A 12,565-nucleotide genomic window follows, 5' to 3' on the forward strand; every position below is an offset into this window, starting at 1 on the left:
CATCGCTCGTGCGTTAAGGCTTTCTTCACCAAGCACCGCGAGGCTTGCGCCATGACCCGCAGCCGCGCCTTCTCGGATCGACCACTGCCGCTCTTCTCCGACATCGGGGACGAAGCCGATGCGGCCCCGCTGCCACAGCGCTTGCCATCCTATGTCGCAGGTCACCGTGAGCGTCTGCGTACGCGGTTCATCGCCGGAGGCGCGGATGCCGTTCCGGATTACGAACTGCTGGAACTCCTTCTTTTCGATGCAATGGCCAAGAAGGACATGAAGCCGCTGGCACATCGCCTGATCGAGGCCTTCGGTGACCTGAACGGCGTCATCACCGCCAGCGAGGCGCGCCTGCGCCAGCAGGAGGGCGTGGGCGATGCAGTGCTCGTCCGCATCAAGCTGGCCGAGGCGATTGCGCGGCGAATGGCACGGTCGCGCGTCATCAACCGCCCGGTTCTGTCCTCTTGGGATGCGCTTCTCGACTATTGCCATACCGCCATGTCACACCGAGAGACCGAACAGTTCCGCATCCTGTTCCTCGACCGAAAGAATGTCCTGATCGCCGACGAGGAACAGGCACGGAGCACGGTGGATCACGTGCCAGTCTATCCGCGCGAGGTGGTGAAACGGGCGCTGGAGTTGAACGCGAGCGCGCTGATCCTCGTCCACAACCACCCCTCTGGCGATCCCACCCCGTCCGAAGCCGACATTGCCATGACCGCACAGGTGCAGGATGCCGCGGCGGTTCTTGGCATCGTTCTGCACGATCATCTGATCGTTGGCCGCTCACGCGAGGTCAGTTTTCGGGCACGGGGCTTTCTCTAGGCGCGCGCAGCCAGACCTCGACGCGCCGGTTGATCTGACGCCCGATCGCAGTCTCGTCGCAGGCCATCGGCAGCGCCTCGCCAAATGCGTCGATCGAGGTCTTGACCCGCAGGTCGCCCAGATCGGGCACCGCATCGGCGACTGCGTTGAAGACAACCTCGGCCCGTTCGCGCGACAGTTCAAGGTTTGCAGCCGGATCACCTGATCCGTCCGAGAAACCGACGAAGACAAGCTCCCGGTCGCTGAAGTGACCGGTCTCGATCAAGCGGACAAGATCAACCAGGTGATCCCGTGACGAAGCGTCGAGACGGCTTGTACCGTCCTCGAACCGGAAGGTGGCCGAAATCCTCTCCGCTCCATGCATGGAGGAGGTCAGGCGCTGAGCTTCTGCCAGGCCTGCGTCACCAGCAGCGCGGATCACGTTCACCAGGCGGTGACCGTCGCTCACAAGATCGGTCTGCTCCATCCCGCGGCCAAGAAGGCCGCCTTCGGCAAGTGCGGCGTTCGCCGAGGGCGAATTGACGAACTCGAGAAACTCGCGCCCAAGCAAGGGCAGATGCCGCTTGGCGGTCAACAAGTAGAATGGTTGAGCCAGGGGATAGTCTTCGGCCTTTACCGAAAGAGCGGACGGCTCGAGCAGGAAGCCACAACTGTCCGTCAAGGGCATGACCCGTGCCATCCCTGCATCGGCAGAAGTAGTTACCGCAATCCCCCAAGGATCGCGCGTAACCGCAGCCGCAAGGGCGGCCGCATCTTCGTGAGTTTCGCCGACGATGAGGGGCTGACCCAGTCGCGTTTCCAGCGCGGCCCGGAAGCCGGACTGCGGCGCCAGCGCATGCACGACCACCGGCATGTCGGGCCCACCCAGCTCGGACCAGTTCGTGACCTTGCCAGACAGGACGCGCGCAAGGTCCGCCGTCGCCAGTTGCGCAATGGGGTTCTTGGGCGATACCACGGCGACGAGTGCCTGTACGCCAAGGGTCGTGGCAATCAATCCGGGTTCCGGCAGATCGGCCAGATCGAAATCGGCAGCAGCGCTCCTCAAGGCTTCGACCGCGGGGCCAGGCGCTGCGGGCGTAAAGCTGAACCGAGCCAGAACGATCTCTTCGTCCGGATCGTAGATGGTATGGACAGCTCCTGAACCCGTCACTTCGGTGCGCAGCGCCAACCCGCGTGCCTGGGCAAAGGCAGCCAGCAGACCGGGCAGCAGCCGCGCGCCCTTGTCCGGGCTGCCGGTTACGCGCAACTCTGCGACATAGCTCGTCAAGTCCGGGCAGCCCGGACCATCGCAGATGACGCCCTGTGCATCGACAGTCAGCAGGCCGTAGCGGGTCATGATGCGATAAAGTTCGCCGTCGAATCCCTGCAGACTGCCTGACAGCGCCAAAGTGCCATCCCGCGACGTCAGCGTGATGTCTTGGGCCGCAGCAGCAACAGGAAAGGCGATCAGCGCGGCAAGGATTGCCGCGCAACGCATCAGGAAAACTCTCAAGAAGTGCTGCCTCTGCCCCGGTTCGAATGCCCGCCAGCGGTATCAGTCCGCCGCAGCGAGTTTCGTTCCCGGACGCAGATTTTTCAACTCAAGATACTGACCGATTGCATCGCAGCCGGGCATGGAGACAGCGAGGTCAGTGGTCGTTACTTCACCCCGGCCCGCCTCGAGCAGTTCGCCCACGAGATCTCGATTGCAAGTTTCTCGTGTCACTGCCGCTTCGACCAGGACCGGAACCTCGGATGCTCCCGTCGGGAAGGTATAGATCTCTGCCAGCAATGGTGCTGGAACCTGATCGTTCCCCAGCACAGACAGGAATCCGTGCCGCGGCAGAAGCCGGTTGTCCGGCTTGCCCGGATTTGCTGCCGAGATATGACCGGGATCGCCGAAGTCGGCGCCATCCTCGAACGCGTTCACCTGGAACGCCTGCGCGCCCAGCCATTGCACCCCGAAGCGGCGATAGGCATCGGCCTCCGGCACATTGACCGTTGCGACCGCGCTGGTGCCGTCGTGGAACAAGGCCGTAACGTCAGCGGATTCTGTCATGGCCGGAAGCGAGGCGGCGAGAATTCCGGCGGCATTCGTGCGGTAGGTGACGGTCAGCGCCGCGTGGCGCAGGACGACACGCTGATCAGCATGGCAGGGCGACGACAACGAGATGTCCAGCATCGCTCCAGCCACGACCGCGACATCAAGACGAGTCTCGCAATCGGGGGACGAAAACTCGGACCGGGCTTCAGGCTCCGGAAGAGCCATTGGCGGCAAGACCAAGGGCTGCTGTGTATTCCCGGGCACGATCAGCGGCAGTTCATCACCGATCCCGGGTTCGACCATCGAGTTCGATTTCGGCAACTCGGCCGAGAGTTGGACGATATCCTTGGGGATCGGCTTTGCGTCACGTGCAGTTTGCTGCGATGCCGGCGTGTTGCTTTGCACCACATGGCCAGATCCGATTGCAATGCCGATCACGACGGCAATGCGAACGATCCGTTTGTACCTGTCTTCCATCGGACACCCCAGGCCCACCCAGATTGCGACGCTAGGGCGTGAATCCGGCTGATCCGTGGCTTAAGGGCGTTTTGATTCCATCATCGAAACGCGGAATGCGGCAGGTTTCCCCGCCGAATCCCGATTCTGGTCACGTTTTCGTCAAATAGAGGCGCGTCAGACAAGCTTGCCGTGGCAATGCTTGAACTTCTGGCCAGAGCCGCACGGGCAGGGGTCGTTGCGCCCCGGATTGCCCCATGTCGCGGGGTCGGATTCGTCAAATCCGGCAAGTCGCGTTCCCGCCGGCTCGGCATCGCCCGCCATCGCCGGTTCAGGTTGAGGCTGTGGCGCCTGCGCGCGTTGCATCGCCTGCTGCTGCGCGATCAGTTGCGCCATCATCTGCTGCTGCTCTTCCGCCGTCAGCGGACGCACCTGCGCCAGCTTCTGGGTAACTTCGCTACGCAGCGAGTTCAGCATGCTTTCGAACAGCTGGAAGGCTTCGGTCTTGTATTCGTTCAATGGGTCACGTTGCGCATAGCCGCGGAACCCTACGACCGAGCGCAGGTGCTCGAGCCGCAATAGGTGCTCGCGCCACTTGCCGTCGATGGTCTGCAGCAACAACTGCTTCTCGATGCTGCGCATGGTCTCGGGACCGAAAGCCTCGAGCTTTTCCGCCATCATCTTGTCAGCGGCCTCGGTGACGCGCTCGCGGATCACATCTTGGTCGACGCCTTCTTCGGCGGCCCAGGAGGCGACCGGCAGATCGAGGTTCAGATGCTCGCGCAGCGAAGCCGCAAGACCGGCCGCATCCCACGAGTCGGCATAGGACTTTGGCGGCATGTGCAAGTCGACCAGATCGTCGATCACCTGATCGCGCATATCCGCTACGATTTCCGACAGATCCTCGGCCCGCATGATATCCAGACGCTGGCCAAAGATCGCCTTGCGCTGGTCGTTCATCACGTCGTCGAACTTGAGAAGCTGCTTGCGGATGTCGAAGTTTCTACCCTCGACCTTCGCCTGCGCCTTTTCCAGCGACTTGTTCACCCAAGGATGAACGATCGACTCGCCTTCCTTCATCCCGAGCGTCGACAGAACCTTGTCCAGCCGCTCTGACCCGAAGATGCGCATGAGGTCATCTTCCAGCGACAGGAAGAAGACCGACCGGCCCGGGTCACCCTGACGGCCCGAGCGGCCGCGCAGCTGGTTGTCGATGCGTCGGCTTTCGTGCCGTTCGGTCGCAAGAACGAACAGGCCTCCGGCATCCTTGACCTTGTCTTTCTCTTCCGCGTGCTCCGCCTCGATGCGGGCGCGCACCTCGTCAGGGTGCAGATGCGGATCGGCGGCAATGGCCTCGAGCACCTTCATCTCGACGCTGCCGCCCAACTGGATGTCGGTCCCACGGCCCGCCATGTTGGTCGCGATTGTTACCGCGCCCAGACGGCCCGCTTCGGCCACGATCTTGGCTTCCTGTTCGTGCTGGCGGGCGTTCAGCACATTGTGCGGAATGCCCTCTTTCTTCAGCAGGTCCGACAGGATCTCCGATTTTTCGATCGAGGTCGTGCCCACAAGGATCGGCTGGCCCTTGGCATGGGCCTCCTTGATCTCCTTGACGATCCCCTCGTACTTCTCGCGCGCGGTTCGGAAGACCTGGTCGTGTTCGTCCTTCCGCTGGACCGGGCGGTTCGTCGGGACCTCGACGACACCAAGGTTGTAGATCTCGGCGAATTCCTCGGCCTCGGTCGCCGCAGTACCGGTCATGCCGGACAGCTTTTCATAGAGGCGGAAGTAGTTCTGGAAGGTGATGCTGGCCAGAGTCGTGTTTTCTGGCTGGATCTTCACGCCTTCCTTGGCCTCGATGGCCTGATGCAGACCATCCGACAGGCGACGACCGACCATCATGCGGCCAGTGAATTCGTCGATCAGCATGACCTCGTCGTTGCGCACGATGTACTGCTGGTCCTTGTGGAACAGCGTATGGGCGCGCAGGGCCTGCGTCACGTGATGGACGATGGTTGTGCTTTCCGGGTCGTAGAGCGACTGGTTCTCGGGCAGGATACCGGCCTTCTGCAGCAGTTGCTCGATCTCTTCGTTGCCCTCTTCGGTATAGGTCACGACGCGGGTCTTTTCGTCGACCTTGTAATGCTCGGGGTTCAGGCTGGGGATGAGCTTGTCGACCGCGACGTAAAGCTCGGACCGGTCCTGCGACGGGCCCGAGATGATGAGCGGCGTGCGGGCTTCATCCACAAGGATCGAGTCGACCTCGTCGACGATGGCGAAGAAGTGTCCGCGCTGAGCCATCTCCTCGATCGACCCCTTCATGTTGTCGCGAAGGTAGTCGAAGCCCAGTTCGTTGTTGGTCGCATAGGTGATGTCGGCCTTATAGGCGACACGCTTTTCCGCGTCGGGCTGCTGCGGCACCACGACACCGGTGGTCAGGCCAAGTGCGCCATAGACCTTGCTCATCCATTCGGCGTCACGACGGGCAAGGTAGTCGTTGACCGTCACGACATGCACGCCCTTGCCGGGCAGCGCGTTCAGGTAGGCCGGGAAGGTCGCGACAAGGGTCTTGCCCTCGCCCGTCTTCATCTCGGCGATGTTGCCCTGATGCAGGAAGATGCCGCCCATCAGTTGGACGTCGAAGGCGCGCAGGCCAAGCGCGCGCTTCGCGGCCTCGCGGCAATTGGCGAAAGCTTCCGGAAGAAGATCGTCAAGGCTTTCGCCTTTGGCGATGCGTTCCCTGAACTCAGCCGTCTTGGCGATGATCTGTTCGTCGGTCAGCGCGGCGAACTCCGGCTCGAGCGCGTTGATCTTCGCCACGATAGGGCGCACCGACTTGACCTTGCGGTCGTTCGGGGTGCCAAAGACCTTCCGCGCGAGCGTTCCGAGACCCAGCATTTCTTCTCCGCCTGGCCGTTCCTGACAAGATCGTGTGAGGCCCGGGCCTTGCCCGCCCTCACCGGCTTCCATAGAAGAGCCAACAAAGGCGCAGGCGCCCCGTCTCACGCGACCAAGGCGATGTAAGGGGCATGGGCCAGAGTGTCAACGTCGCTTAGGGAAGCGGCCTGTTCAGGAGAAGGTGAATATGCGGAAACTTGCAGGTTTCGGGGCTGCTCTGGTTCTCGGCACGGCGCTTGCCACGGGCACGGTCGCCCCTGCTCTGGCCGAAGGCGAAACCGCCGATACGGTGGTGGCCACGGTCAACGGCACCAACATCACCCTCGGACAGGTCATCGCCCTGGGTCAGCGCCTGCCCCAGCAATACCAGAACATGCCGGACGATGCGCTTTTCAACGGCATCGTCGACCAGCTTGTTCAGCAGACGGCACTTGCCCAGTCGCTCAACGGCAAGCTGACCAAGGCGGACGAGATCAACCTCGAGAACAACCGTACGGGCTATCTCGCCGGCAACGTCATTCAGGCCGCAGCAGCTGCGGCGGTGACGGACGAAGCGCTGCAGAAGGCCTATGACGCAAAGTACGCGTCGGTTACCCCGGGCACCGAGTATCACGCCGCCCATATCCTCGTCGCTGACGAGGCAAAGGCAAAGGATCTCAAGGCGCAGATCGATGGCGGCGCTGACTTTGCAGAGCTTGCCAAGGCCAATTCTTCGGACGGCTCGGCCGCCAACGGCGGTGATCTGGGCTGGTTTGGTGTTGGCATGATGGTCAAGCCGTTCGAGGATGCTGTGGTCAAGCTGCAGCCCGGCCAGGTGTCCGACCCGGTGCAGACCCAGTTCGGCTGGCACATCATCAAGCTCGACGAAACCAGACCCGCACCCGTTCCGACGCTCGACGAAGTGAAGGCCGAACTGGCCAACGAACTTCAGACCCAGGCGGTCGAGGCGAAGGTCAAGGAAATCACCGACGCAGCGAAGATCGAGAAGGTCCAGGGGATTGACCCCAAGCTGCTGCGCGATCAGAACCTCATCGCGAACTGATCCGGCGCGGAGGAACGGGAATGGGCAAGACCGACTGGAAGGCTGAAGCCAAGGCACTGAAGAAGAAGGTGGCCAGGCTTCGTGAAAAGGTCGGCGAAGTGGTGCAGGATCTGCCCAAGATCAAGACACCCAATCCCGTTTCTCCGCTTGCCCCGGCTGGCGGTTTTCCCGATCTCCCGGTGATCGACGGAGTGGAATTCGCCGCCGTCGCCGCAGGAGTCCGCTATGCCAACCGGACAGACGTGATGCTGGTGCGGCTTGCTCCGGGTACCGCGATTGCCGGGGCCTTCACCCGCTCTTCTACCCGCGCGGCCTGCGTGCTCGACTGCCAGGACAAGCTGGCATCGGCGGTTCCACCCCGCTCGGGGGCGGCAATCGTGGTGAACTCGGGCAACGCCAATGCTTTCACGGGAAAAGCCGGGGTCGCCTCGGTCAGGGCCGTCACAGGAGCCGTTGCCAAGGCTCTTGGCGTGCCTGCCTCGCGGGTCTTTTCCTCGTCGACCGGCGTGATCGGCGAACCGCTGCCCCATGACCGTATCGTTACAAGCCTCGACGAGGCGGTTGGGGGGCTTGATGCCGGCGGCATCTCGATGGCCGCCCGTGCGATCATGACCACCGACACCTTCCCAAAGGGGGCTTCGGCGACCGTGGCCGGTGATGGCGGGACGATCCGCATCGCAGGAATTGCCAAGGGCTCGGGCATGATCGCGCCCGACATGGCGACCATGCTCGTCTACATCTTCACTGACGCAAAGATCGCCGCGCCGCTCTTGCAGAAGATGGTGTCACGGCAAGTGGACGACACCTTCAATGCGATCACTGTGGATAGCGACACCTCGACTTCGGACGCGCTGATCGTTGCCGCAACCGGCCGCAGCCCAGCAGCCGAGATCACGGCCCGCTCTGCGGTCGCCAAACCGTTCGAAGCGGCGCTGAGGGCGGTCATGCTTGACCTTGCCCAGCAAGTGGTTCGCGACGGCGAAGGCGCGACGAAGTTCGTAGAGGTCCGGGTCACGGGTGCGGCCAGTGCGGAAGATGCGCACAAGGTCGCGATGAGCATCGCGAACTCGCCTCTGGTCAAGACCGCGATCGCCGGACAGGACCCGAACTGGGGCCGGATTGTTGCCGCAGTGGGGAAATCCGGGGCGAAAGCCGACCGCGACCGTTTGTCGATTCGGTTTGGCGACATTCTGGTCGCTGAAAAGGGCTGGCGCGCGACGAGCTACCATGAGGAAGACGGTGCGTCCTACATGAAACTGCCTGAACTGGTCATCTCCGTGGACCTCGGTCTGGGCAAGTGCGCCAAGACGGTCTGGACTTGCGATCTGACGCATCGCTACATCGACATCAATGCCGATTACCGGTCCTGAAGGGGCTGGGATGAGAGTCGTCCTTGTCTCGGCAGTCGCCTTGATCGACAGCGAGGGGCGAGTGCTTCTCGCGCAACGGCCAGAAGGCAAGTCCTTGGCAGGTCTTTGGGAATTTCCCGGCGGCAAAGTTGAGCCGGGAGAGACACCGGAGGCGGCGCTCATCCGTGAGTTGAAAGAAGAACTTGGCATCGACACCTGGAAAAGCTGCCTCGCGCCTCTGACCTTCGCCAGCCATTCCTACGAGGATTTCCACCTGCTCATGCCGGTTTTCGCCTGCCGCCGGTGGGAGGGAATCACTTCTCCGCGAGAGGGTCAAAAACTCGCTTGGGTCCGCCCGCAAGCGCTGCGGGATTACCCCATGCCCCCGGCCGATTTGCCGCTGATACCGATCCTGCGCGATTGGCTTTGATACGAAAGTATTGGTTTGGCGGTCCTTCGCCTTCTTTTTTTGCTTACTTTCTACTAATAGATGAAATTTTGGTGATGATTTCTTGAACGATCTCTGGCTAGATTGTTTCCAGAATGACGGCAAAAGGGGGAGAGGAATGCTGAGGACGATTTCTTTGGGGAGCTGCGTTTCAGTTCAGGGTGTTCTGGTCAACCAACTCGCTGATGGGAAGGTTGTGGTTAAGGTCGACGAGAAGACATTTGTCGGCTTTCCGGTGCAGACGATCCGCAAGTCCTGAACTCGCGGCAAACGAGCAGAATGAAAAAGGCCGGGTGTTGGGACCCGGCCTTTTTCATTGTCTGTCAGGCGTCGATCAGGCGAGCTTGCGCTCGACTTCCTCGCGCTCGAAGATTTCGATGACGTCGCCTTCGCGGATATCTTCGTAGTTTTCGAAAGCCATGCCGCATTCCTGGCCCGAGATGACTTCCTTGACCTCGTCCTTGAAGCGCTTGAGCGTCTTGAGCGTGCCTTCGTGGATGACGACGTTGTCGCGCAGCAGGCGTACGCCAGCAGAACGACGCGCCACACCTTCGGTGACAAGGCAGCCCGCGACCTTGCCCACGCCAGAGACCTTGAAGACCTCCTTGATCTGGGCATAGCCGATGAAGTGCTCGCGCACCTCGGCCTTGAGCAGACCCGACGCGGCGGCTTTCACATCGTCCACAAGGTCATAGATGACGCTGTAGTAGCGAATCTCGACACCCTTCTGGTTCGCGCTCTGCCGGGCCGAGGCATTGGCCCGCACGTTGAAACCGATGATCGGGCAGTTCGAGGCTTCCGCCAGACCCACATCGGTATCGGTGATCGCACCGACCCCGTAATGGAGCACGCGCACGCGCACCTCTTCGTTGCCGACCTTCTCCAGCGCCTGCACGATGGCTTCCGCCGAACCTTGCACGTCGGCCTTCACGATCACTGGCAACTCGGCCACGTTGGCATCCGCCTTGGCCTTGGCCATCAGCTGTTCCAGCGTTGTCGCCGCACCAGCCGCCGCACGCTTGTCCTTGGCCGCCTTCTCGCGATAGGTGGCGATCTCACGCGCCTGCGCTTCGGTTTCGACCACGTTCAGCGTATCACCGGCTTGCGGCGTGCCGTTCAGGCCCAGGACCTCGACCGGAACCGACGGGCCGGCTTCGCCAACCGTCTCGCCTCGATCGTTGATGAGCGCGCGCACCTTGCCCCACTGTTCGCCGACAACAAAGATGTCGCCGCGCTTCAGTGTACCGCTCTGCACCAGAACGGTGGCGACGGGGCCGCGACCGACATCGAGCTTGGCTTCGATGACGGCGCCTTGCGCCGGCCGCTGCGGGTTGGCCCGCAGGTCCAGAAGTTCCGCCTGAAGCGCGATGGCATCCAGAAGGTCATCCAGGCCTTGCCCGGTTAGCGCCGACACCTCGACGTCCAGCACATCGCCCGACATCTTCTCGACGATGACTTCGTGCTGCAGCAGGTCGGTCCGCACCTTGTCCGGGTTAGCCGAATGCTTGTCGATCTTGTTGATCGCCACGATCATCGGCACCTTTGCCGCCTTGGCGTGGTTGATCGCCTCGATCGTCTGCGGCATGACCGCATCATCCGCAGCCACAACCAGCACGACGATGTCCGTCACCTGAGCGCCCCGCGAGCGCATCGAGGTAAAGGCAGCGTGGCCCGGGGTGTCGAGGAAGGTCAGAACCGCGCCCTTGTCGGTCGTCACCTGATAGGCGCCGATATGCTGGGTGATCCCGCCAGCCTCGCCCGAGACGACGTTGGTCTTGCGCAGCGCGTCAAGCAGCGACGTCTTGCCGTGGTCGACATGGCCCATGATCGTGACGATCGGGGGCCGCGGTTGCAAGTCCTCGGGCTTGTCGGCAACGCTGTCGATTGCCTGTTCGACGTCTGCATCGGTCACGCGCACGGCGTGGTGGCCGAATTCCTCGATCACCAGTTCGGCGGTATCGGCGTCGATGGTCTGGTTCATGGTGACCATCATGCCCATCTTCATCAGCGCCTTGACCACATCCGCGGCCCGTTCGGCCATGCGGTTGGCAAGTTCCTGCACGACGATGGTTTCCGGCAGCTGCACGTCGCGCACCTGCTTCTCGGCCTTTTGGCCAAAACCCATCGCCTTCTGGCGAGCTTTTTCCTGCTTGCGCTTCATTGCGGCAAGGCTGCGGGTCCGCCCGCCTTCGCCATCAAGCGCGGCCGTCAGGGTCAGCTTGCCGGCGCGGCGATCATTGTCGCCCTTCGCCTTGGCGCGGGCATCACGGTCGCCGCCACGGTCATCGCGTTCGCGATCGGTCTTGCGCGGGCTGAGGCCGGGTTTGGCCGAACCGGGCGCAGCTGCACCGCGCGCCGGGGCTTCCTCGGCAGGAGTCGCAGCCGGCGCACGTGCCTCCGTCTTGGCAGGACGTTTCTGTTCCTCGGCTGCACGGCTGGCGCGAATCTCGGCCAGCTGGCGCGCGCGCTCTTCCTCTTCGGCCTTGGCACGCGCTGCGGCAGCGCGTTCGCGCTCTTCGCGTTCCTTCGCCTCGATTTCTTCCCGCTTGCGCTGACGTTCCTCTTCGCGCGCAGCTTCCTCGGCAGCACGTTGCGCGGCTTCGCCGGCCTCGCGCGCCTTGGCGTTCCGCAGCGCCGCGAGGCGGCGTTCCATTTCGGCATCCGAGATGCCGGCCGGCCGTTTCGACGGATCGCCCAGATGCGCAGCACCGGTTGCCGCCCCGGTTCCGGCCGTGCCGGGCTTGGGCGGGGCAACCACGCGCTTGCGCTTGGTCTCGACCACGACGCTCTTCGTCCGGCCGTGGCTGAAGCTCTGCTTCACCTGACCTGAACGGGGGCCGCCAAGGCCAAGAGGTTTCTTGCCGTCAGTATCGCTCATGCGTTCTTCGTATCCTTTTCGACGGACTTACCGTCGGTCTGCTTGCGTAGTCCTGCAAGCTTTGCCGCTTCCTCTACAACACGCTCGGTGAGTCCGCCAGCCGCAAGCGCGCCGTGTATGGCATGATCCCGGCCGAAGGACAAACCCAATTCCCGGGATGTCAGACAACCGATGAATGTATCGGGGCCTTCAGGCGGGCGGAGCTTGGATTTGCCGCGCTCCGATCCGTCACTGGCCTGGATCAGGATCCTGGCTTCACCTTTGGTCAGCCAGTCCTTCACCTTCTCGAAGCCGGTCACCGCAGATCCAGCCTTTCGAGCAAGAGAGATAAGATCGATAACACGCCGCGCAAGCTGCGCCTCGATTTCATCCACCAGATCGGGCGGAACGGTTACGCTTGTCTTTGCCGCACGGCTGAACAGCCCCTTCTTCACCGCCTTCTCAAGCGCGGCCCGGTCGGCGCTGACATAGTAGCCCCGGCCGGGCAGCCGGCCCAGGAGATCGGGGACGACCTGCCCCTCCGGTCCCGTGACAAAGCGGATCATTCCAGGCTTCGGCTGGCTGTCGCCCGTGACGATGCACCGGCGTTCCGGCCCATCCTCACGATCCTTTTCCCGACCTCCGCGTGTCACGGGGTACACCTCCGAGGCCTGAA

10 protein-coding genes are annotated in these 12,565 nt (G+C 62.6%); 5 read left to right on the plus strand and 5 right to left on the minus strand.

All coding sequences use genetic code 11. The features are described 5' to 3' along the window. The first annotated feature begins 51 nt into the window (after positions 1-51). Positions 52-816 carry a RadC family protein gene (gene radC, locus L0V05_RS04800; protein WP_234868943.1) on the plus strand — a complete coding sequence of 255 codons (765 nt, stop codon included), beginning with the start codon at positions 52-54 and terminating at the stop codon, positions 814-816. Here the strand turns inward: radC and L0V05_RS04805 are convergent. The 3 genes from L0V05_RS04805 to secA all read right to left on the minus strand — a co-directional run bounded on the left by L0V05_RS04805 (position 788) and on the right by secA (position 6,193). Next, complete coding sequence (locus tag L0V05_RS04805) at positions 788-2,293, minus strand: phosphate ABC transporter substrate-binding/OmpA family protein (protein ID WP_234868944.1); 1,506 nt, start codon at positions 2,291-2,293, stop codon at positions 788-790. The two genes, radC and L0V05_RS04805, sit on opposite strands and share 29 nt — an antisense overlap. Positions 2,294-2,350: 57 nt before the next feature. After that, a complete protein-coding gene (locus tag L0V05_RS04810) occupies positions 2,351-3,316 on the minus strand; it encodes a hypothetical protein (protein ID WP_234868945.1) in 966 nt (321 codons plus the stop codon). 156 nt (positions 3,317-3,472) lie between these two features. Beyond that, positions 3,473-6,193, minus strand: coding sequence for a preprotein translocase subunit SecA (gene secA / locus L0V05_RS04815; RefSeq protein WP_234868946.1), 2,721 nt, complete (start codon positions 6,191-6,193; stop codon positions 3,473-3,475). Between the two features lie 187 nt (positions 6,194-6,380). On the opposite strand from secA, the gene L0V05_RS04820 reads away from it, so the two are divergent. The 4 genes from L0V05_RS04820 (at position 6,381) to L0V05_RS04835 (ending at position 9,291) form a co-directional block, all read left to right on the plus strand. Beyond that, on the plus strand, positions 6,381-7,235 hold the full coding sequence (locus L0V05_RS04820; RefSeq protein ID WP_234868947.1) for a peptidylprolyl isomerase: 855 nt from the start codon (positions 6,381-6,383) through the stop codon (positions 7,233-7,235). Between the two features lie 20 nt (positions 7,236-7,255). Further along, positions 7,256-8,605, plus strand: coding sequence for a bifunctional glutamate N-acetyltransferase/amino-acid acetyltransferase ArgJ (gene argJ, locus L0V05_RS04825; RefSeq protein ID WP_234868948.1), 1,350 nt, complete (start codon positions 7,256-7,258; stop codon positions 8,603-8,605). A 10-nt stretch (positions 8,606-8,615) separates the two neighbouring features. Continuing rightward, positions 8,616-9,014 carry a (deoxy)nucleoside triphosphate pyrophosphohydrolase gene (locus L0V05_RS04830; RefSeq protein WP_234868949.1) on the plus strand — a complete coding sequence of 133 codons (399 nt, stop codon included), beginning with the start codon at positions 8,616-8,618 and terminating at the stop codon, positions 9,012-9,014. Between the two features lie 136 nt (positions 9,015-9,150). After that, positions 9,151-9,291, plus strand: a complete 141-nt coding sequence (locus tag L0V05_RS04835) for a hypothetical protein (RefSeq protein ID WP_234868950.1) — start codon at positions 9,151-9,153, stop codon at positions 9,289-9,291. A 75-nt stretch (positions 9,292-9,366) separates the two neighbouring features. Here the strand turns inward: L0V05_RS04835 and infB are convergent, their stop codons facing one another. Beyond that, the gene (infB, locus tag L0V05_RS04840; protein ID WP_234868951.1) at positions 9,367-11,910 is read right to left on the minus strand and encodes a translation initiation factor IF-2; all 2,544 of its coding nucleotides are present in this window, start codon (positions 11,908-11,910) and stop codon (positions 9,367-9,369) included. Beyond that, on the minus strand, positions 11,907-12,542 hold the full coding sequence (locus tag L0V05_RS04845) for an RNA-binding protein (protein WP_234868952.1): 636 nt from the start codon (positions 12,540-12,542) through the stop codon (positions 11,907-11,909). The genes infB and L0V05_RS04845 overlap by 4 nt, the downstream gene beginning before the upstream one ends. Positions 12,543-12,565: the final 23 nt, after the last annotated feature.

Origin of the sequence: Alitabrizicola rongguiensis (genome assembly GCF_021491355.1) — a bacterium.
Lineage (GTDB): Bacteria > Pseudomonadota > Alphaproteobacteria > Rhodobacterales > Rhodobacteraceae > Aliitabrizicola > Aliitabrizicola rongguiensis.

Excerpts from the sequence above, each read along its gene's own strand:
- radC (WP_234868943.1), top strand. The coding sequence starts at position 52 with ATGACCCGCAGCCGCGCCTTCTCGGATCGACCACTGCCGCTCTTCTCC.
- L0V05_RS04805 (WP_234868944.1), bottom strand. The coding sequence starts at position 2,293 with ATGCGTTGCGCGGCAATCCTTGCCGCGCTGATCGCCTTTCCTGTTGCT.
- L0V05_RS04810 (WP_234868945.1), bottom strand. The coding sequence starts at position 3,316 with ATGGAAGACAGGTACAAACGGATCGTTCGCATTGCCGTCGTGATCGGC.
- secA (WP_234868946.1), bottom strand. The coding sequence starts at position 6,193 with ATGCTGGGTCTCGGAACGCTCGCGCGGAAGGTCTTTGGCACCCCGAAC.
- L0V05_RS04820 (WP_234868947.1), top strand. The coding sequence starts at position 6,381 with ATGCGGAAACTTGCAGGTTTCGGGGCTGCTCTGGTTCTCGGCACGGCG.
- argJ (WP_234868948.1), top strand. The coding sequence starts at position 7,256 with ATGGGCAAGACCGACTGGAAGGCTGAAGCCAAGGCACTGAAGAAGAAG.
- L0V05_RS04830 (WP_234868949.1), top strand. The coding sequence starts at position 8,616 with ATGAGAGTCGTCCTTGTCTCGGCAGTCGCCTTGATCGACAGCGAGGGG.
- L0V05_RS04835 (WP_234868950.1), top strand. The coding sequence starts at position 9,151 with ATGCTGAGGACGATTTCTTTGGGGAGCTGCGTTTCAGTTCAGGGTGTT.
- infB (WP_234868951.1), bottom strand. The coding sequence starts at position 11,910 with ATGAGCGATACTGACGGCAAGAAACCTCTTGGCCTTGGCGGCCCCCGT.